Genomic DNA, 20,129 nt, shown 5'->3' with positions numbered 1-20,129 from the left:
ATGACGATCAACGCGGACATGCTGAACACATTTTGGATACTCATCTGCGCCGTTTTGGTGATAACCATGCAGGCCGGATTTTGCTGTGTGGAAAGCGGCTTTGTTCGGTCCAAGAATAGCATTAACGTTGCCATTAAAAATTTTGTGGATTTTTGTATCGCCGCTGCTGTTTTCTGGTTGTTTGGCTACGGAATTATGTTTGGTACCAGCTATCTGGGATTGTTTGGCATGGACAATTTTTGGTTTGGCACACCAGAAAATCCTAAAACGACTGCATTTTTCTTTTTCCAGATGGCGTTTTGCGGAACGGCTGCAACGCTGGTTGGCGGAGCAGTTGCGGAGCGGTTACGCTTTTCTTTTTATATTTGGATGACCATTATTATTTGTGGCATCATTTATCCGTTTATGGGGCATTGGGTGTGGAACGGTGCCCTAACCGGTGAAACGGGCGGCTGGCTGGCGCAATTGGGATTCCGCGATTTTGCCGGTTCCACCGTCGTGCATTCTGTTGGCGGTTGGTTTGCGCTGGCTGCGGTGATGGTGCTCGGTCCGCGAATCGGTTGTTTTGGCGAAAAAAAATGCACTATCTCCGGTCACGATTTGCCGATGGCAACCCTCGGCGTGCTGATTTTGTGGATCGGCTGGTTTGGTTTTAACGGTGGCAGCACGTTAGAAATGAACGCCAGCGTGCCAAATATTTTGTTGGTTACCTTGCTTTCCGGTGCATTTGGCGGGCTTTCAGCACTCGCAATTTCATGGATGCGATTGGGCTACGCTCGGGTTGAAGAACTGATGAACGGTGCACTTACCGGTTTGGTTGGCATCACCGCCAGTTGCAATGTCATTTCTGCGGAAGATGCTGTAATTATTGGATTAATCAGCGGCGCTATCAGTTTTGTGTTTAGCGAATTGCTTCAAAAAATGAAAATTGACGACGTATTCAGCGTCATTACGGTGCACGGTGTTGGTGGTGTTTGGGGAACGCTGTGCGTCGCCATTTTTGGCGATCTTGTACAGCTGGGAACCGGCTTGACCCGGACGGAACAATTGGGCGTTCAACTGACCGGTGCAGTTGTCGCGTTTATTTGGTCATTTGGTACCGGTTATTTTTTGCTGCGAACGGCTAACCGCATCAAACCGATGCGCGTTTCCCGCGAAGCGGAAATAACCGGGCTCAATTTTTCCGAACACCGCGCGAGTACGGAGGCAATGGGTTTGCTCCGGCAAATGAATGAACACCGCACCAGCGGCGATTTCCGCAGTCGCGCATCCATCGATCCATATACAGAAGCCGGGCAAATTGCCATTCATTACAACCAGGTTTTGGATCGGGTTGTCGAAGAAATCAGCGAACGCGAACAAGCTGAAAAAGAATTGAACCGCTCAAAATTTAATGCGGAAATGCTATCTGAAGAGTTGAAGATCGCGCTGGATGAATCCGAAAATTTGCGCGAGGATGCCGAAAGCGCCAATCAGCTAAAAAGCAAATTTCTCTCCAATGTCGGGCACGAACTCCGCACTCCAATGAATGCAATTCTGGGATTTTCCGAGTTACTCAAAGGCGTTACCCGGGAACACATCCAGCAGGAATATATCCGCGAAATTCAGGATAGCGGCAAAGGGCTGTTAACGCTGATAAACGATATCCTCGATCTCTCCCAAATGGAATCCGGTGCGATGGAATTAAAGCTGAAACCGGTAAATCTAAAATCATTTATGGATCAGTTTGACCATTTTTATCGCGCACAGGCAACAGAAAAAGGATTGTTTTTTGAAATTATTTTACCGGAAAATCCGATGCCCGTTTTTTGGCTGGATGAAACACGGCTGCGTCAGATTGTGATGAATCTTATTGGCAACGCCATCAAATTTACACCATCGGGAAGTGTCCGGGTTGCGTTGCAAATTGCGTTACAGCCGGATAAACACTTTCGCCTCACATTCGAAATCAGCGATACCGGCATCGGAATTCACCGCGAAAAACTGGACGCCATTTTTGGCGCATTTGTTCAGGAAAACGGCGACGCCAACCGCGAGTTCGAAGGCACCGGTTTGGGATTGGCGCTTGCCCAAAAATTTGCCGGATTAATGAACGGGAGCATTTCGGTGGAAAGCGAACCCGGGTTTGGCAGCACATTCCGGCTGGTTTTGCCGGATGTTTCTGTCGAAGAAAGTAGCGCCCAACCGGTTGCACTGCCGGATGAAATACCTGATCTGGATCTGGTTCCGGATTTGCAAACAGCCGAAAATCCGCCGCATCAATTGCCGGAAAGCTTAGCCGAAACACGGTCGGAAAAGGAATTTTCTGAGCTGAATAAATTGTTGGAAATTATGCAATCGCGAATGATGGAAGATTGGAAAGAAGTCAGCGATACCTGCATAACTATGGATATTCAGCGATTTGGCGCGGAAGTGAAATCGTATGGCGAGCAATACAGCGTGCCACTGTTGTTCAATTGGGGAATGCAGGTGGAGCAATTTGCCGAATCGTTCCGGATTGACGAACTTAATAAAAAGTTAGAAAAATATCCTGTAATACTCAAAATGTTTGCCGAATCATTAAAGAAGGATAACAATCAAGGATGATGGTGTATCTATCAAGGAGGAAAGATGCAAAGCAACAACCTTAGCCAGCCGGAGCGGAAAAAGAATTCACTGATTTTGATTGTGGATGATATTCCCAAAAATATTCAGTTGCTGGGGAATATTTTGTCCAACCACGGGTATAACATTGCCGTTGCCACAAATGGCAAACAGGCTTTGACAATCATCGAAAAAAAACTGCCCGATCTGGTTTTGCTGGACGTAATGATGCCGGAAATCGATGGGTTTGAGGTGTGCCAGCGCATCAAGGATAACCCGGCATCGCGGGAAATACCGGTCATTTTTTTAACCGCGAAACACGAAGTGGAAGACAAAATTCGCGGCTTCGAAGTCGGCGGATCGGATTACGTGACCAAACCGTTTGAAACAGCAGAAGTTATTGCCCGGGTGCGCACCCATTTGCAGCTCAAAAATGCGCTGGATACCATTCACCAATACAATCAGCAGTTGGAACGCATTGTGGATGAACGCACCGAAGCACTCATTCGTGCGGAGCGCCATGCTGCTTTCAGCATGTTGATTCAGGGGATAGTTCACAACCTGCGCAACCCGCTGAACGCTATTTCCGGTTCAATTCAATTAATTGAAATGGAACGCAATCGTGTCAATAAATTGCAGATTCCCGATCCTGAAAATGATGAGTGGAAAAAAGCCCAAAAATCTTTTGCATCCATTTGGCATTATACGGAAATGGCAGAAACCGGCACCGGCAAATTGATACAAATGATTAATTCGCTGATGGCAAAAAGCCGTGCGGACAAAAGTGATAACATTGAATTGGTCGACCTGAATCAATTACTCCAACGCGAAATAGACTTTTTATTGGCGGATCAGCATTTTCGCAATCACACCAAACGGGTTTTGGAGTTCTGTGAAGGCGAACTGATGGTTGAAGTGGTGTCCTCAGAAATTTCACAAGTATTGCAAAACCTGATTCGCAATGCCATTGATGCCATGTTTGAACAACCGGATGCAACCATCACCATCCGCACCGGTAACAATGCCGAAGAAGTGTGGTTTATGGTGCAAGATAATGGTCCGGGCATTCCGGAGGAAGTTCAGGCGAAAATTTTCGACCCGTTTTTTACAACCAAACCCAAAGCGGATTCCGATTCCAAAGGTCCCAAAGGAACAGGTTTGGGGCTGCACATGTGTTCCGAAATGATCCGGGCATATAACGGGCGTATCGATCTGGAAAGCAAGCCGGGAATGGGTGCGGCTTTTCGAGTGGTACTGCCAAAAAACAGACCGGAAAAACACGAAGTTGAAGCCGATAATTCGCAAATTGCGCTTATTTGAGCATAGACAACAGGACTGAAATGAAACTTTCGCAATTCACATTTGCCTGTAATACCGGTAGAAAAGCGCTGATGTTTTTACTGATACTCACCGTTTTTTCGAAAATACACGCCCAGCAGGAAAACATAGTGCTGCGCTTTTGGGTCGATTTTGCAGATAATGCAGAAGTATTGTTTATCCACAACCAGATAAAAACATACGAACAGCAACATCCGGGTGTGAATATTCAACTGGAAGTATTCAAAGATTTCCAGACTTTTTTTCTGGATCGCTACCAAAGTACATTGGAAAACGAACTGCCGGATATTATTCGCGGTGTTAGCGATGGCATTTCCCTGTTTGCAGATAACAATATGATTCAGCCGTTGGATACCAAAATATCGCCAGATTTTTTGTCTGATTTTCACCAGGTTTTTTTGAAAAGCGCCAGATATAACGGCAAACTTTACGGCATCCCCACATCTTACGAATTGTTGGGCGTTTATGTAAACGCCGAGTTGCAGCCGGAACCGTTAAAAGATATGAATGATCTGTTCGCGCTTGCCAAACGGCTTTCGAAAGAGGATTTGCTGGCGCTGGCAACCAACATTGCCGAGCCATATCGTTTTATTCCGTGGTATCAGGGATTTGGCGGACGGTTTTTTGATGCGAATTTAGACCCGGTTATCGATAAAAAAGCATTTGCCGATGCCTGCCGTTTTCTGCTGGTTTTGCTCGATCAGAAAAAAGTGACATCACGCGCCATCAGCAACGAAACCGGGTTGGTGCTGTTTGCAGACGGGTTGGCAGCCGCAATGATTTCCGGCCCATGGGATCTGGACAGGGTTATTAACGAAGAGGTGCCGTTTTTCGTTCAGGCATTTCCGGCGTTAGCGGACGGGCGGCAACCCTGCCCGTATATCGGCATGAAAATGCTGATGCTGTCGAACACATCCCGTCATCCGGAAGCTGCAACAGATTTTATCCGTTTCCTCTCCAGAAAAGAAGCCCAGTTGCAGGCGTTCGATGCAATTTACTCCCTGCCGACCCGGGCGGATATCACCCAAATTTCCTCCGAAAAAGGGTTCAAGTTTATTTCGGGATTTTTAGTGCAGGCACAAAACGCTGTGCCGATGCCAAACCACCCGGCGATGGCGCAAATCTGGCAAACGCTTGCGGATGTGTTGCCGCAGGTGTTCAACCACAGCATGCAACCCGAAGAAGGCGCGGAATTGCTGTCGGCTAAAATTGATCAATTGAGATGAAAAAAATTATATGAAAATATCCCTGAAAATACGTGTGGCCGTCATCAGCTCGATTTTCGTTTGTGTGCTGCTGAGTTTGATGGCGCTGCAATCCTATCTTTCAGAGTCAGAAAAAATTGAACTGACAGCAGCTGAGGAATTGGATTATGCGCTGGAGTACAGCCTGCGTGCTTTCAATCAAAACGTAAATCGCATGTATGAAACATCTTATCTGCTGAGCCAACTTGAGTATTTACAAGACCTTGTAGAGTCAAAAAACTATATCTCGACCATCAATTTTTTAAATGAATTCGAAAAGCGGATGGGTGTGGGAAATCTGGCAATCCTCACCGATGACGGGCGTGCACTGCGCTCCATCGGGATGTCGCGTAAGTGGATCGCCACTGATCGCGATTCGCTAAACCGGCGGCTGGTACACGAAAAAACATTGACAGATTATAATTTTGACGGAAAAAACGGCTACATCCGCATTATTCGCCCGTTCATCAGCGGTTATAAATATGTGCATAACCAACACATCGAAATTGCTCAAAAAATAGATGTCGCATTTGCCGAGCAATTGAAAACAGGCACAAAAAATGAGCTGATTATCTCGTTTGATGGAAAAGTTATCACCAGCACATTATTTGATTCCAGCACAGTCAAAGATTTGGCGACGATAACCTCTCCGTATTCCGTTTTAACTGGGGTAGATCCGGTAACGGAATTGGAACTGGGTGGCGAAAGCTGGTTTTGCAAATCCCGTTCGTTAACAGATTATCAGGGAAATATGGTTGGCTACCTCTCCCTGTTGCGCCCGAAAAATATTTACACCATTCGCAATCAGGAATTATTGTGGCAGCGGTTGTGGCAAACCGGATTTGTGAGCATCATCTTTGGTTTGGTGCTGTTTGCCGCGTATAGTTTTCTGGTTTTTCCGGTGGTTACGCTTTCGCAGCGGGTGCACCAGTTTACCACTTCACGAATCTGGCATCCGTTTGTGCTAAACCGGCAGGATGAATTGGGGCTGCTTTCCCGCGAAATAAACACGATGGTGGAAGAACTGCAGCAATCGAACGAAGAGTTGCAGCAAATGGTTGAAAGCCGCACGGCAGACCTCAATTTGTCCAAAGAAATGCTGGAAGCAAAAATTGTGGAGCTGAACGGAACCGTTCGGACACTGCATCACACCACCGCGGAATTGCGTCAAAGTGAAGAAAATTTGCGGGAAGCGAAGGAAGTTGCAGAATCTGCCAATCGTGCCAAAAGCCGTTTCCTGACGAATATGAGCCACGAACTCCGCACACCGATGAACGCAATTTTAGGATTTGCCGAATTGTTGGGACAGCGCATCACCGGCAATCTGGAGGTAGAGTATTTGCATGCCATTTCATCCAGCGGGCAGGGACTGCTGGCGTTGATTAACGATATTCTGGATCTTTCCAAAATAGAAGCCGGCAGGATGGAATTACAGCAACGCCCCGTCGACTTGGTTGGCTTGATCGGGGAAGTCGCTGATATTTATAAACTTAAGGCAAGCGAAAAAGGGTTGGGTTTCGAAACATTCGTCCCCAAAAATTTCCCGAATATTTTATTGGTCGACGATGTCCGGCTGCGCCAGGTGCTGATCAACTTGTTCGGAAACGCCATCAAATTTACCGAAGAAGGCGAGGTTAATTTCCGGATCGATTTTCGGGAAACCCGGGAAGATATCAGCGTTGTTCGCGTCGAATTTACAATTTCGGATACCGGCATCGGTATTCCGGAATCTGAACAGCAGCGTATTTTTGAGGCGTTCGTTCAGCAAAGCGGGCAGGATAACCGCAAATACGGCGGCACCGGTTTGGGTTTGGCAATCACCAAACGGCTGGTGGAAATGATGAATGGCAACATCGAAGTTATCAGCGAAGTTGGCAAAGGCACCACTTTCCGGGTTATTTTGCCGGAAGTGCACATTGCCATAATGGAGCAGATAAACCCGCTGCGCAATCAGGAAGATGCGGAATTGATGTCGCTGCGGTTTTACGAACAAACACTGTTGCTTGTGGAAGATAACCTGTTGAATCGCAGGCTGATAAAGGATTTTCTGGCATCGACAGAGCTGACAATTCTGGAGGCGGAAAACGGCATCGACGGAGTGAAAATGGTTGAGCAGTATCACCCGTCGCTGGTGTTGATGGATATGCGAATGCCCAAAATGAACGGTTACGAAGCCACCCGGCGCATTAAAGCCAACCCGGATTTTGCGAACACGCCGATAATTGCCCTCACCGCAAATGCGATGAGAAAAGATCGCGACGATGCGATGATCGCTGGCTGCGATGGCTTTTTGGCTAAACCCGTCAGCAATCGCGAACTGCGCTACATGCTCAAAAAATTTCTGAAATCTGCAACTTCCGATATCCCGGAACACTGCGATGATAGCGTTGCTGCGCCGCCCGAAAATGTATCAGAATCAATTGAAACCGTTAATTTTCAGCAGTTGAATAATATGCTGGACGTGTTGAAACGCAACCTGATGAGCAGTTGGGAAGACGTTTCCGAAACGATGATTACCGGGGAAATTGAAAGGTTTGCCATTAAGGTGCAGGAAATTGGAACACAGTGCGGATTGACCGGATTGGTGCAGTGGGGAAATGCAGTTCAGAATTATGCCAGCAATTTTCAGATCGATAAACTTTACGAATCGCTGCCGGAATACCCGCAATTGATTCAGCAAATTGAACTGCTGATCAGCGAATCAAATTAATCAACCGACAATCGAAACCTTTTGCGCCGCTATTGGCGGAGCGGTGGACGGAATTTGTAGCCGTAAACGATCACGCCGCGCTCGCCTTCCTCGCTGATTTTGCGGATCACCATTTCCACTGGCATCCCGATTTGCACCTGTCCCGGCTCGATATCCGTTAGCTGCGCGGTGATGCGCGGTCCCTCTGCCAAATCAATCAATGCCACAACATACGGCACATATGGCGCAAACGCTTCGGTAGATTGATACACCGTTGCGAAGCTGTAAATTGTCCCTTTACCGGAAAAGCGAAAGGCTTCTGCTGCCCGGCTGCGGCACTTCGGGCAGACCGGTTTTGGCGGAAAATTGAGATCGCCGCAGTTGCTGCATTTGCTGCCGGTAAGCCGGTAGCGCTGCTGTTGCAATCGCCATGCGCGTGGAATGTCCATCAAAAATCCTCTATAAAATCAGGCTAAATTTTTCAAAATAGTAGTGATAACCGTAGCGCCGCTGCCGCCGATATTTTGCGCCATAGCGATGCGGGCATCGGGAATTTGCAACGCATCCGGCGCCTGCCGGCGAAGCTGCATTGCCGCTTCCACAATTTGATACAAACCGGTTGCCCCAACCGGATGACCGCGACCTTTCAACCCGCCCATCGTGCAGGTGGGCAAATTGCTATTGCGCCGGAATGCGCCGTCATTCGCCAGTTTTACAGCCTGTCCGCGCTCTGCAAAGCCACTGGCTTCCAGCGAAAGCGCCGCCATGATGCTGAACGCGTCGTGCAGTTCGAACAAATCGATATCGCGCTGCGAAACGCCGGCACTGCGAATCGCCTTCACCACGCTGCGTTCCACGCCCTGCAGCCAGAGCGGGTTTTCCCGGTTGTCAATTGCGATGCTGTCCGTGCCAATTTCGCAGGCCGCAATTTCGATGGCGTTGTCCGGATCGGCGGTGAGCACAACAGCGGCTGCGCCGTCGGCGATCGGACTGGAATCGAGCAGGTTGATCGGATCGACAATCATTTTGGCGCGTTCGTATTGCGCTGCGGTAATCGGTGAGCGAAACATCGCGTTGGGATTGTGGGTGGCGTTTTCGTGCGCGGATATGCCGAACGCCGCAAAATCCTGTTTGCGGTAACCGAATTCATACATGTATCGTTGCATCAGCAGCGCGTTGATGGCCACAAAATTCATTCCCATCGCAGTTTCGTAATCGGCGTCTGCGGCGCTGGCCAAACCTTGCGTGGTCGCGTAACCGCTCATTTCCGTGAGTTTTTCCACGCCGACACACACGACGGATTCAACCATTCCGCTGGCAACCGCCAAAACGCCCTGCCGAAATGCTGCCGCAGCTGAACCACAGGCAGCCTCCACTTTGACCGCTTCGATGCCCGGCAAACCGGCGTGCTCGGCAATCAAAACGCCGAGGTGCTCCTGCCCGGAAAGCGGTCCGCTGAGCATGTTGCCTGCGTAAAGCGCGTCCACATCGCTGCGACCGGCGTCGTCCATTGCGGCTAAAACAGCCTGTGCAGCCAAATCGCGCAATCCGGCGTCCCAATGTTCCCGGACGGGCGTTTGACCGATTCCTTTGATATAAACTTTTCGCATATTTTATGAATCTCGACTACTGTTTTTCGCTGTTAAAAAGTGCCATTCCGCGGGAAATTTAAGTCTGCACACCGAAGGTGCTCCATCGGAGCAGGATTGTCAACCGGCACTAATGTTTGCGGATTTTATTGCGCCAACGGGTGTACGTGGCGTAATTCACGGCGCTTTTTCGTTGCAGATATGCCTCTGTTAGCGGTGCGCGCGTTTTGGCGTCGGTGATATTTTCGGTGACCACAAAGCTGAATGCATCACTGCCGGCGCCGGAGCCGAAACTGACCAGCAAAATGCGGTCGCCGGGATTGGCGTTGTCCAGCGCGGCGGCAAACCCGAGCGGCGATGCACCCGCATAAGTATTCCCGATTTGCGGCGACAACAGTCCGTCACGAATTTGCTCTTTGCTGAAGCCCAGAATTTTTGCGGCACGCTGCGGAAATTTTGCGTTCGGCTGATGAAACACCGCTGCGGCAAAATCTTCCGGTTTCAGGTTCAGATCGAGCATCAGCATGGTTGCAGCGCTGGTGATGTGGTGAAAATACGCCGGCTCACCGGTAAACCGGTTCCCGTGTTCGGGATATTTTTGATACGATCGCCGGAAAAAATCCGGTGTGTCGGTTGCATAGCTGAACGAACCTTCCAGAACGGCCAGTGATTCTTTTCCGTCGCCCATCAAAAATGCAGCGCCGCCGGCGGCTGCGGTGTATTCCAGCGCATCGCCCGGACGACCCTGTGCGGTATCCATCGCAATCGCCAGCGCGTAATCCGCCATTTCGCTGCCCACCAAACCGATGGCGGCCTGCATGGCTTCGGTGCCCGCTTTGCAGGCAAATTCGAAATCGCCGGCGGTGTTGTACGGCGCGATGCCCAACGCCTGCGATACAATTGTGCCCGTCGGTTTCACCGCGTACGGGTGCGATTCCGAACCGACCCACACCGCGCGAATCAGTTGCGGATCGATCTGCGCGCGATCCAGCGCGTTCCGTCCGGCTTCGATGGCCATTGTTGCGGTGTCTTCATCCGGTCCCGGAACGCTTTTTTGTTTTACGGGAAGCACATCAGCATCCTGTCCGCCGCGCCACAATTCCGATATTTCTGATGCCGCCAGCCGGTATTGCGGCACGTAAGCGCCGTATCCGACAATCCCAACCTGACGGGATGGTTTCATAACTTTTTTCAACTTGACGATTCTCCTTTGTCTCGCAAAGTAGGGAGGAATATGGCAATTTTAAATGGAAAAATCAAAAGAAAGTGTTTTTTAATGAAATCTTTCTCATAATCCCGAAATCACTGTTGTGCGGTATCGATTGATGCGATTCGCCAAATTTGGTTGACATCAACGGGGAATTTGCGTATCAATGCAACATCTGTAAAATTAATGATGCGAAAAAACTGGTGTGAATTTTGCAGTTTGTTCTGCTCTTTCGCAAATTTTTCCGGTTTGAAACCATATTTCAGAAAATGCAGGACGCCGCGATGTTAAAAAATCCAATCGAGCAAAACCCATCCGGTGTTGATCGCACCATGCAGCGATACCGGATGCTCTATGAATTGTTCCATTCCATCACCTCTACTTTGGAGCCGCAAACGGCGCTTAACCTGATCATCGATGCGGCTGTAAAAATTACCGGCGCAACGTATGGCTCGCTCATTTTGATCGATTGGGAGAACAAGCTACTGAATATCGAGGTTTCGCGCGGATTTATGAAATCCATTTCCAACATGAAACTGGCGGTGGGCGAGGGAATAACCGGCTGGGTCGCCGAACACGGCGAGCCGATTTTGGTGCCGGATGTCAGCCGCGATGATCGTTACGTCACTATTCTGGATGCAATTCGCTGTGAACTTGCGGTGCCGATGAAGCTGAAAGGCAAAACCATCGGCGTGCTGAATGTGGACAGCACCCGCCCCAACGCATTTACCGATGAAGATCTCGATTTGCTGACGCTGCTCTCCAAACAATCCGTGCAGGTGATCGAAAACGGGCGGGTTCACACCAAAGCGCAGCGTAAAGTGGACGAGCTGTCATCGTTAATCAATATTAACAAAGCCATTTTGAGTACACTGGACAGCGAGGAAATTTTGCGGCAAGTGGTGCAACGTGCTGCAATACTGATGGATGCGGCACTCTGTTCCATCATGCTCATTTCCGAAGATGGCGAAGAACTGGTGCTGAAAGCGCATCACGGCGGTAGCGCAGAATACGCCGCCCGCCCGCCGATGCTGTTGGCAGAAAGTCCGTTCGAGCAGGTGATTTATACCCGCGGCACCCTGAAAATTGAGGATATCGGCAGCCACGCCGGGCAGGGATTTGCGAATATCGCCCAAAATGAGCACCTTAAATCGCTGCTTTCCGTGCCGTTGATCGGGCGCGACCGGGTGATTGGCGTGCTCAATACATACAAATCCCAACGCCACCGCTTCACGGATGATCAAACGATGCTGATGAAAACATTTGCAGATTTGAGCGCCATCGCCATCGACAACGCGCAATTGTACGAAACGATGTTCACGCTGGAAGAACAGGCGCGCCACACGGAGCGATTGACCTCCGTTGGTGAGCTGGCGGTGAGCATCGCGCACGAAATCCGCAACCCGCTCACGATCATCAAAATGCTGTTCGAATCCGGCGAAAACCTGAACGACCGCGACCGCGAAGTCATCAGCGAAGAGTTGCACCGGATGAACAAAATCATCACCAATTTATTGGATTTTACGCGATCGAAAGAGAATGCCCGCGAACGCTGTCGCGTGCGAAAAATTTTGCGTAACGCATTGATTTTATTGGAGCGGGATTTCGAGAAAAAACAGATTTCCGTCACCGCAGATCTGGCGGAAGGATTGCCAAAAATTCTCGCCGATCCGGTGCAGGTGCAGCAGGTTTTCCTCAATTTGTTGCTCAACGCCAGCGAAGCGATGATCAACGGCGGTAAAATTCATATTCAAACGCAACTGGTCAATAATTTTGTTGAAATTGTCATTTGCGATAACGGTCCGGGGCTGCCGCAATCGGTGCGCCGCAACCTGTTTACGCCCTTCACCACCACCAAACCGAAGGGGCTGGGGCTGGGGCTTTCCATCGTGAAACGCATCATCGATTCGCACGGTGGGGAAATCCGGCTGATCAGCGAGGTTGGCTACGGTACGGAATTCACCATTCGCCTGCCGGTGTGATTTTGGCGGGATTGACGGGATTCATTTTTTGCCGTAATATATGCGATTTTGAAAACGCATCATGTTTGATCAGGAGATTCCTGCATTTGCAGGAATGACAGGACAAGATTTTTAATCATCCCTGCGAATGCAGAGGGCTCCATGTTTGTTTAACAATTTCGGAGAAAACAGTGCAAAAAGCAGCAACCCTTTTGATCGTCGATGACGAACCGAACATCCACTACTCATTCGAGAAGATTTTGCCGGATGATATCCGCATTGTTTCCGCGCATTCCGCGGAAGAGGGCATCAGCAAATTGCGTACGGAACAGCCGGACGTAGTGGTGATGGACGTGCGCATGCCCGGCATGGACGGGCTGGAAGCGCTGCAAAAAATGCGGGCTGTGGATGGCAAGGTTCCCGTCATTATGATGACCGCCTTTGGCACTGTAAATACTGCAATTACGGCAATGAAATTCGGCGCGTTCGAATACCTGCTCAAACCGTTCGACGTGAAAAAAATGCGTCAGGTGATCGAAAAAGCGGTGGAAACCAGCCTGCGCATGCGCCGCGTGGTGCAAATTCCCAGCGACGTTGCCGGCGGTGATGGCGATGGCGATATGATCGTTGGTTCGTCCGAAGCGATGCAGGATGTCTACAAATTGATCGGACAGGTGGCAGAGCAAAATGTAACCGTGCTCATCCGTGGCGAAAGCGGCACCGGAAAAGAATTGGTTGCGCGCGCCATTTATCACCACAGCCGCCGTTCCGAAAAACCGTTTCTGGAAGTGAACTGCGCGGCGCTGCCGGAATCGCTGCTGGAATCCGAATTGTTCGGTTACGAAAAAGGCGCGTTCACCGGGGCGAACGAACGGAAAATCGGCAAATTTGAGCAGGTGAAAGGCGGCACGCTGTTTCTGGATGAAATCGGTGAAATGTCGTTGATGACCCAGGCAAAGGTGCTCCGCGTGATTCAGTATGGCGATTTCACCCGCGTCGGCGGTAACGAAATTGTGCGCTCGGATGTTCGGTTGATCGTTGCAACCAACCGTATTTTGGAAGATGCAATTAAACAGGGCAAATTTCGCGAAGATTTGTATTACCGGTTGAACGTGATCACCATTGCCATCCCGCCGCTGCGGGAACGCCGGGAAGATGTGAGCGATCTGGTGCAATATTTCATCAAAAAATACAGCAAAGAGGCTAACAAAAATATTCGCGGCATCGACAAAAAAGCGTTGAAAGAACTGGTGGAATACCCGTGGCCGGGCAACGTCCGGCAGTTGGAAAACTGCATCCGCCGGGCGGTTGTGTTGTCCAAAGGATTTACCATTTCGCCGGAAGATCTGGAATTGGAAACGGAGTTCGAAACCACCGTCGAAAAGCAGGATGTGTGGGAAGTATTGGAAAAACTGCTGGACGAAGTGATCGCCAATCGCAGCGATGCTCAACTGTGGCCGGTAATGGAGCAATTGCTCATCGAAAAAGTGCTCAAAAAAACGCGCGGTAACCAGGTTCAGGCTGCACGAATATTGGGCATCCACCGGAACACGCTGCGAAACCGTATCGAGCGAGCAGTACGGTTTGGGGCGCAATCAGTGGGATGATTAATTTCAAAACCTGTTGTTTCTGCCCTGATTTATAATTGCCCAAATTTGGCGATCGGTTATTAGCAACGCGTCCGAATATCAGTCCGTTTTTGCCTTCAAATATGCCTGCCGCAAATTTTTTTTCAAAAAAAATCCGGTTTTTCTGAAAAGCCATCCATTACAATAACTTGCGTAAATGTGCTTCTGGTGACCTGCGATTTGTATTTACGATAACCGAATACGTTCAGATATCGCGATTAAATATTTATTTATATTCAGCTTATCAATTTTTTTTCCTGCCGTTTAAACAACCATTCCATCATTAATTATAAATGTTCGGTTTGCTGAAATCGTCTGCCGCTTTTCCGCAATTCACCCGAAATCCGGAAAATCTGGCACGTCAATTGTTCAATGAGGGGCGTTGGAAAAATTTATGCATGAATAAAAACATTTATCAACCGTCAAAACTGAAATTATTGAGGAGATATTCGGAATGAAAAAATTGTTAATGCTCATATTGCTGCTGCTGATTCCGATGGGTGGAACACTGTTCGCGGATGATCCCATCTCGGCGGAAATGTTTACGGTAAACAATACGTGGATGTTGGTGGCTACGTTTTTGGTTTTTATCATGCATCTGGGTTTTGCAACGTTAGAAGCCGGGCTCACCCGCCCCAAAAACACAGTGAATATTTTGTTCAAAAATACCGCGATCGTTGCGATCGGGATTTTGACTTATGCGCTGGACGGTTTCAACCTGATGTATCCCGGCGAATTTTTCTTCGGGAAAGTTCTGGGATTTGCCGGATTTGGTCTGGCAACAGACGACGCCGGAATAACCAGTGCATATAACGCCGGCTACACCTACTGGACAGATTTTATGTTTCAGGGAATGTTTGCCGCAACCGCCGCAACCATCGTTTCCGGTGCTGTTGCGGAGCGTGTTAAGCTCCATAGTTTTTTGATATTTACCGCAATTTATGTTGCGATCATTTACCCGATCGTCGGCTCCTGGAAATGGGGTGCCGGATGGCTGGATGACCTGAACTTTTACGATTTCGCAGGTTCAACCATTGTCCATTCTGTTGGCGGATGGGGCGCGTTGGCGGGCGTTTTGTTGCTCGGGCCACGGATCGGAAAATATGTGAACGGAACGGTTAAACCCATTATGGGACACAATTTACCGATGGCAACAATCGGTGTATTTTTGCTGTGGCTCGGCTGGTTTGGTTTTAACGGCGGCTCGGTGCTTTCTGCCGATCCCGGTCCGGTTTCGTTTGTATTTGTGACAACAACTTTGGCTGCTGCAGCCGGTATTATGGGTGCGATGATGACATCGTGGACAGTTCAGAAAAAGCCCGATTTATCGATGGTGCTCAACGGCTGCCTCGCCGGTTTGGTCGGAATTACGGCCGGTGCGGATTCGGTAACGGTGATGTCGTCCATTATCATCGGGCTGATTGCCGGAACGTTGGTTGTACTGGCGGTTATTTTCTTCGATAAAATTCGCATCGACGATCCGGTTGGCGCGATCTCCGTTCACCTGGTTTGCGGTGTTTGGGGAACGTTGGCTGTTGGAATTTTCAGCACCAATCCCGAACACACCCTTTTGGCGCAATTGATCGGCGTTGCTTCGGTTGGCGTGTTCTGCTTTACGAGCGCATTCATCATTTTTTATGTGCTGAAAGTGACCATCGGTATCCGTGTTTCGGAAGACGAAGAATTGCAGGGGCTGGATATCGGCGAACACGGCATGGAAGCATACAGCGGTTTCCAGATTTTCTCCAACCAATAATATTGTTGAACGTGAGATGTTGTGACGGAAATAATTCGCAAAGTGTTGCTGAATCACCCTAATTGAGGAAAAAACGAAAGAATGAAACTGATTATTGCTTACATCCAACCGGAGCGATTGAATGCTGTAAAACAAGCGCTCTTCGATTCAAAAGTGTTCAAAATGTCTGTAACCAACGCACTCGGCTGCGGCGAAGCCCACGGTTATCGCGAAGATTATCGCGGCGCAGGCATGGAAGTGGATTTGCTGAAACGCGTACGGCTGGAAATTGCCGTAAATGCGGATTATGTAAAAGCCACGGTAGATGCCATCATTGCCGGTGCCAAAACCGGAAAAGTTGGTGACGGGAAAATTTTTGTTCTGGAACTCGGTGAATGCATTCGCATTCGTACCGGTGAAAGCGGACAAACAGCTATCGGATAACCACTTTACCTTGGGTCCTCCTATGCGTAATAGGCGTCGCTCGGCGGACAGATCATTCGCCGGGCGATGTTTTTGTGGCTCAAGTTAAGAAATCGAGAAATTTCTGTCTGAAGCATAAATCGTGGGTTATCTTGTAAAAATAAATGTCGAATATTTTCTGGCTTCTCAGGCTGTTCTGTAAATATTCATTATCTCTAAAATCATAAACCATTGTTTTTATTCTATTAACGCTTAGGAGGTAGTTATGCCCAAATCCCCAGCAGATGTATTCAAGCTTGCCAAAGATTCCGGCGCGAAAATTCTGGATATCAAATTCATGGATTTTCCGGGACTCTGGCAGCACTTTTCCGTGCCGATTTCCTATCTTAAAGATGACATCTTCGAAGATGGTTTCGGCTTCGACGGTTCCAGCATGCGCGGCTGGCAGGCGATCAACGAAAGTGATATGATCGTTATTCCCGACCCGGATACAGCGATGATCGATCCCTTTCTGAAACCGGTTACCGTTAGCATGATTGCCAACGTGTACGATCCGGTTACCAGACAAAAATACAGCCGTTGCCCCCGTGCAATTGCCCAAAAAGCAGAAGCTTACGTGAAGTCCACCGGCTTGGCAGATGTCGCATATTTTGGCCCGGAAGCGGAATTTTTCATTTTTGATGATATCCGTTTCGACCAAACCGCTAACTCCGGTTACTATTTCATCGATTCCGTTGCCGGACGCTGGAACACCGGAAAGGACGAAGGTCCGAACCTTGGTTACAAGCCGCGTTATAAAGAAGGTTACTTCCCCGTTCCGCCGCATGATGTGTATGCAGATCTGCGCAGCGAAATGATGTTGGTGATGCAGGAATGCGGACTGGATGTGGAATGCCATCACGGCGAAGTTGCCAGTGGCGGTCAGTCCGAAATCGACCTCAAATTTGGTCCGCTCGTAAAACAGGCGGATGCGATGTTGCTCTACAAATACATCGTGAAAAACGTTGCCCGCAGACACGGCAAAACCGTTACGTTTATGCCCAAACCGATTTTTGGTGATAACGGCTCCGGTATGCACGTTCACCAAAGTTTGTGGAAAGCAGACAAGCCGTTGTTCGCCGGTAGCGGTTATGCCGGATTGAGCGATATGGCATTGTATTACATCGGCGGAATTTTGAAACATGCCCAGGCACTGGTGGCATTGTCCAACCCGACAACCAACTCGTACAAACGATTGGTGCCCGGTTACGAAGCCCCGGTAAACCTGGCGTATTCGCAGCGGAACCGCAGCGCCGCCGTTCGTATTCCGATGTATTCGAACAGCCCGAAAGCCAAACGGATCGAATTCCGTTGCCCGGACCCGACCTGCAACCCGTATCTGGCGTTCAGCGCCATGATGATGGCCGGATTGGACGGCATCCAGAACAAGATTCATCCGGGCGAACCGCTGGATCGCGATATTTACGATCTGTCGCCCGAAGAATTGGCCGAAGTGCCATCCACTCCGGCATCGCTTTCCGATGCGCTGGATGCACTGGAAGCCGATCACGAATTCTTGCTGAAAGGCGATGTGTTCACCAAAGATGTGGTCGAAACGTGGATTGCCTACAAACGCGCCAACGAAGTGGATGCACTGCGCCTGCGCCCGCATCCATATGAATTTGCGCTGTATTTCGATGCCTAAAATAGCGTCTCTTTAAGAAACACCTCACTAAGCCCGGTGGTCAATTGTTCGACTGCCGGGCTTTTTTTTGTTTCGGGAAAATTGCAAAGGGAGCAAAGCGGGAGGCATTTATAGCGCAAAAAGGATGGCCAACATCAGCACAAAATATACACCCAACGCAATGTAATAGGGCATCCAGTTGCGTTCCGCTGCGAAAATGGTGCCGTCGGTGATGGTATATTCGTTGATGGTTTTTTTATCCGGTGCCGCGCCAAAACCGCTGAAACCGTACGCCACAACCGCCGTAACCGCGCAACCGATCAGGTTCCACCACATCCAGTACACCTGCGGTTGCAACAGCCAAAGATAGAGGTTCAGCCCAACCCCTGCTATAATTCCGGCGAAAATGCCCCGGCTGTTCACCCGTTTGGAAATTACGCCGATCAAAAATGTTGCGACGATCGGGCCGTAAAACGCAGAACCGATTTTATTGACAACCTCCACAACGGTGCCCTGAATCGCGCCGACAGCAAAGGCAAACGCGGTGATCGATAATCCCCAAATTACCGTAACAACTTTGCTGAGGAACAATTCTCTTTGCGATTCATAATGGCGTTTACGGGTGATAAAATCGCGCATGGTTGCCGCAGAAAGCGAGTTCAGTGCGGAGTCGAGGCTGGACATCGCCGCCGCTAAAATTGCGGCGAACAAAATCGCCCGCAATCCGGATGGCAGATGTAGCAAAATATACTGCGGAATCATGTAATCAAGTTTGTCCGGCGGAACCGCAGCTTGTAAATCTGCAGACTGGAAATAAACAGCGCCAACGGCAATGCCCATCAACATATACATGATCGTCAACGGAAATCGAACGATGCCGTTGAAAAATAACGATTTTTTTGTAGCTTCGGTAGTATCCGAAGAAAGCCCGCGCTGCACCTGGCTTTGGTCCGTGCCGTAATAGGAAATATAAAGAAAAAAACCGCCGAGTAAAATGCCCCAAAACGGCGCTTCAGAACTGCCGTCAAAACCGCTAGCCATGCTGATTGCCCGCATCCGGTCGTCAGGAAAAATAGCGAAGATTTTTGCAATGCTGCCCACTTCTTCGATGGCGAAAAAGATGCAGGCCATAATCCCAAACAGCAAAATGATCATCTGCACAACATCGGAATACACCACGGCTTTCATCCCGCCGATGGTGTCATAAATCAATGTTACAACACCGATGAGCAAAATGGTAATCCACAGCGGGACCTCCAGACAAACCGCGAGCACAATTGCGGTGGCATAAATAATTACACCGGCAGCCATGCCGCGACTCACTAAAAACACACCGCTGATGAGGTAGCGAACCGATGCATCGTAGCGCATTTCCAGATATTCGTAAACGCTGACCAACTGCAATTTGCGGAAAAACGGGAGTAAAAATACCATTACAACAATGATCGCAAAGGGGAGCGCCAGCTCAAATTGTAGCCAGGTTAGCCCGCCGCCGGGTTTCAGCGCTACAAACGCAGGTTTGGAAATAAAACTGATCGCGGAAGTTTGGGTTGCCATCGTCGAAACGCCGATCGCCCACCACGGCAACGTCCGCCCTCCGACATAATAATCATCCTGATTTTTTTGATTTCGCCCCAAATATACACTCATCCCGACCATCGCCGCCAGATATGCCGCAATGATGCTCCAGTCCAGAACTGTCATGAAAAGCCTTTTGTTTGAATTAACGAGTAACCGGTTTTCGGTTGCGTGAATATATGATCTGCGACCGGAAAATGCAATTGTCCATCCGTATTGCCCGTTTTTGAAAATGAAAATAATTTGCTGCAAAATCACCCTGAAACAAATGGAAAAGCGCGCTATGATTGCGCCGGATTTGATCATTTCTGTGGAAACAGGGTCGAACATATCTGCCACTTTTTGGAGGGGAATTTATCTGGCTGTAACCGGGTAGGATCAATGTTATCAAATATTTAAGCGCACTTTTGATTTGACGGTGTTCAAAATTGTGGCATGTATTCTTTTTTGCAATTCTTCCTATAAGTACGAGTAAATAAATGTAATACATG

General features: G+C 49.1%; 13 protein-coding genes. 9 read left to right on the top strand and 4 right to left on the bottom strand.

Going from position 1 to position 20,129, the window contains the following annotated elements; translation table 11 throughout:
* From amt (H6629_06175) to H6629_06160, 4 genes are read left to right on the top strand one after another with little or no spacing between them, the layout of a single operon-like run.
* Complete coding sequence (amt, locus tag H6629_06175) at positions 1–2,586, top strand: ammonium transporter (protein MCB9067378.1); 2,586 nt, start codon at positions 1–3, stop codon at positions 2,584–2,586.
* Between the two features lie 24 nt (positions 2,587–2,610).
* On the top strand, positions 2,611–3,903 hold the full coding sequence (locus H6629_06170; protein MCB9067377.1) for a response regulator: 1,293 nt from the start codon (positions 2,611–2,613) through the stop codon (positions 3,901–3,903).
* Between the two features lie 20 nt (positions 3,904–3,923).
* Positions 3,924–5,147, top strand: coding sequence for an extracellular solute-binding protein (locus tag H6629_06165; GenBank protein MCB9067376.1), 1,224 nt, complete (start codon positions 3,924–3,926; stop codon positions 5,145–5,147).
* A gap of 10 nt (positions 5,148–5,157) precedes the next feature.
* Positions 5,158–7,875, top strand: coding sequence for a response regulator (locus H6629_06160; GenBank protein MCB9067375.1), 2,718 nt, complete (start codon positions 5,158–5,160; stop codon positions 7,873–7,875).
* Between the two features lie 29 nt (positions 7,876–7,904).
* Here H6629_06160 and H6629_06155 read toward each other — a convergent pair whose 3' ends face one another.
* From H6629_06155 to H6629_06145, 3 genes are all read right to left on the bottom strand, one after another.
* The gene (locus H6629_06155; GenBank protein ID MCB9067374.1) at positions 7,905–8,303 is read right to left on the bottom strand and encodes a Zn-ribbon domain-containing OB-fold protein; all 399 of its coding nucleotides are present in this window, start codon (positions 8,301–8,303) and stop codon (positions 7,905–7,907) included.
* 18 nt (positions 8,304–8,321) lie between these two features.
* Positions 8,322–9,464, bottom strand: a complete 1,143-nt coding sequence (locus H6629_06150; protein ID MCB9067373.1) for a thiolase domain-containing protein — start codon at positions 9,462–9,464, stop codon at positions 8,322–8,324.
* A gap of 109 nt (positions 9,465–9,573) precedes the next feature.
* Positions 9,574–10,638 carry a hydroxymethylglutaryl-CoA synthase gene (locus H6629_06145; GenBank protein ID MCB9067372.1) on the bottom strand — a complete coding sequence of 355 codons (1,065 nt, stop codon included), beginning with the start codon at positions 10,636–10,638 and terminating at the stop codon, positions 9,574–9,576.
* 296 nt (positions 10,639–10,934) lie between these two features.
* Between H6629_06145 and H6629_06140 the strand changes: the two genes are divergently transcribed.
* From H6629_06140 to glnA, 5 genes are all read left to right on the top strand, one after another.
* Entirely contained in the window at positions 10,935–12,632 is a 1,698-nt protein-coding gene (locus tag H6629_06140; protein ID MCB9067371.1) for a GAF domain-containing protein, read from the top strand.
* Positions 12,633–12,802: 170 nt separating this feature from the next.
* A complete protein-coding gene (locus tag H6629_06135) occupies positions 12,803–14,218 on the top strand; it encodes a sigma-54-dependent Fis family transcriptional regulator (protein MCB9067370.1) in 1,416 nt (471 codons plus the stop codon).
* 547 nt (positions 14,219–14,765) lie between these two features.
* Positions 14,766–15,995 carry an ammonium transporter gene (amt, locus tag H6629_06130; GenBank protein ID MCB9067369.1) on the top strand — a complete coding sequence of 410 codons (1,230 nt, stop codon included), beginning with the start codon at positions 14,766–14,768 and terminating at the stop codon, positions 15,993–15,995.
* A gap of 81 nt (positions 15,996–16,076) precedes the next feature.
* Positions 16,077–16,418 carry a P-II family nitrogen regulator gene (locus H6629_06125; GenBank protein ID MCB9067368.1) on the top strand — a complete coding sequence of 114 codons (342 nt, stop codon included), beginning with the start codon at positions 16,077–16,079 and terminating at the stop codon, positions 16,416–16,418.
* 244 nt (positions 16,419–16,662) lie between these two features.
* The gene (gene glnA, locus H6629_06120; protein MCB9067367.1) at positions 16,663–18,081 is read left to right on the top strand and encodes a type I glutamate--ammonia ligase; all 1,419 of its coding nucleotides are present in this window, start codon (positions 16,663–16,665) and stop codon (positions 18,079–18,081) included.
* Between the two features lie 108 nt (positions 18,082–18,189).
* On the opposite strand, the gene H6629_06115 is transcribed toward glnA, so the two are convergent.
* On the bottom strand, positions 18,190–19,764 hold the full coding sequence (locus tag H6629_06115; protein MCB9067366.1) for a sodium/solute symporter: 1,575 nt from the start codon (positions 19,762–19,764) through the stop codon (positions 18,190–18,192).
* Between the last annotated feature and the right edge of the window lie 365 nt (positions 19,765–20,129).

Source organism: Calditrichia bacterium, assembly GCA_020634975.1.
Classification (GTDB): Bacteria; Calditrichota; Calditrichia; order RBG-13-44-9; family J075; genus JACKAQ01.
This window is presented reverse-complemented; position numbering and strand designations above follow the sequence as displayed.

Bases quoted from the DNA above. Each gene is read 5' to 3' on its own strand.
- amt (MCB9067378.1), top strand. From the start codon at position 1: ATGACGATCAACGCGGACATGCTGAACACATTTTGGATACTCATCTGC.
- H6629_06170 (MCB9067377.1), top strand. From the start codon at position 2,611: ATGCAAAGCAACAACCTTAGCCAGCCGGAGCGGAAAAAGAATTCACTG.
- H6629_06165 (MCB9067376.1), top strand. From the start codon at position 3,924: ATGAAACTTTCGCAATTCACATTTGCCTGTAATACCGGTAGAAAAGCG.
- H6629_06160 (MCB9067375.1), top strand. From the start codon at position 5,158: ATGAAAATATCCCTGAAAATACGTGTGGCCGTCATCAGCTCGATTTTC.
- H6629_06155 (MCB9067374.1), bottom strand. From the start codon at position 8,303: ATGGACATTCCACGCGCATGGCGATTGCAACAGCAGCGCTACCGGCTT.
- H6629_06150 (MCB9067373.1), bottom strand. From the start codon at position 9,464: ATGCGAAAAGTTTATATCAAAGGAATCGGTCAAACGCCCGTCCGGGAA.
- H6629_06140 (MCB9067371.1), top strand. From the start codon at position 10,935: ATGTTAAAAAATCCAATCGAGCAAAACCCATCCGGTGTTGATCGCACC.
- H6629_06125 (MCB9067368.1), top strand. From the start codon at position 16,077: ATGAAACTGATTATTGCTTACATCCAACCGGAGCGATTGAATGCTGTA.
- glnA (MCB9067367.1), top strand. From the start codon at position 16,663: ATGCCCAAATCCCCAGCAGATGTATTCAAGCTTGCCAAAGATTCCGGC.
- H6629_06115 (MCB9067366.1), bottom strand. From the start codon at position 19,764: ATGACAGTTCTGGACTGGAGCATCATTGCGGCATATCTGGCGGCGATG.